The organism is Oleiphilus sp. HI0086 (assembly GCF_001635225.1).
On the sequence record NZ_LWFZ01000155.1, the window covers coordinates 1 to 823 of the forward strand.

2 protein-coding genes are annotated in these 823 nt (G+C 45.1%); both read right to left on the reverse strand.

Features of this window, described 5'->3' with window-relative positions:
• Positions 1 to 68: 68 nt before the first annotated feature.
• Positions 69 to 236 (reverse strand): rubredoxin, encoded by a 168-nt coding sequence (locus A3756_RS02160; protein WP_068507129.1) that lies wholly within the window; start codon positions 234 to 236, stop codon positions 69 to 71.
• A gap of 38 nt (positions 237 to 274) precedes the next feature.
• Positions 275 to 628, reverse strand: coding sequence for a hypothetical protein (locus A3756_RS02165; protein WP_068507124.1), 354 nt, complete (start codon positions 626 to 628; stop codon positions 275 to 277).
• Positions 629 to 823: the final 195 nt, after the last annotated feature.

Here is an 823-nt window from a genome sequence, read left to right on the forward strand (position 1 = left end):
CATAAATCATGTCGCAAGTGATACAACAATACTTTCTATAATTCTCTGTGCTCATGATCGCTCCTCAATTAATCTTTCAGCTCTTCGAAATCTGGCTTTTCTCTCACAAAGCAGTCAGGGCAAGGAAAGTCATCCGGAATATCTTTCCATAGCGTTCCTGCAGGATAGCCTTCGTGCTCAGCGCCTTTGCTTTCGTCATAAATGTAGCCACAATCTGGGCATTCATATTGAGCCATGTCTTTGCTCCTTTATTAAGTTTTGATATGTCGTTGTATTAAATAATCATCGAGTAGGCCAAAACGCATATCGCGCTCGCTGCAAACACACCATGCAGGCACTGCAAGATCAAAGGTTTCGACCTACCTTTGAGTACTTTTCTGAACAGTTGATACGAACCAATGACCACACCTAGAGTGAGCACAAGTCCTACCCAGTTCCATGAGTTGGTAGTATCTGCTGAATGCGCATCATACAGACCCAGTATCAGCAGAACCGAAGCACCTGAGGCGGCTAATCCATGAACAGTGATCATCCACTTTCTTATGGCTCGTTTTTGTATTCTGTTTTTAAGCAGGAATGAGCCAAACCCTGCGACTCCGATCAGAGCCAATAAAGAAAGTACAAGCATGGACGCACCTAAACCCGTTCAGTAATTGTGTTCTAATCCCGTTAGACTTAGCCTGCCTAGGCAGCCTTCTCTACTTCAGGGTGATGGTGACGAGAGAAGATCTCGTCGCGCTTAGTGGGCTCGATATTTACCTTGTCCATATCTCCACCAGCCCATTTCACAACCTTCGGATCCATTACCGAAAACCAAACCGGT

Bases quoted from the DNA above. Each gene is read 5' to 3' on its own strand.
- A3756_RS02160 (WP_068507129.1), bottom strand. From the start codon at position 236: ATGGCTCAATATGAATGCCCAGATTGTGGCTACATTTATGACGAAAGC.
- A3756_RS02165 (WP_068507124.1), bottom strand. From the start codon at position 628: ATGCTTGTACTTTCTTTATTGGCTCTGATCGGAGTCGCAGGGTTTGGC.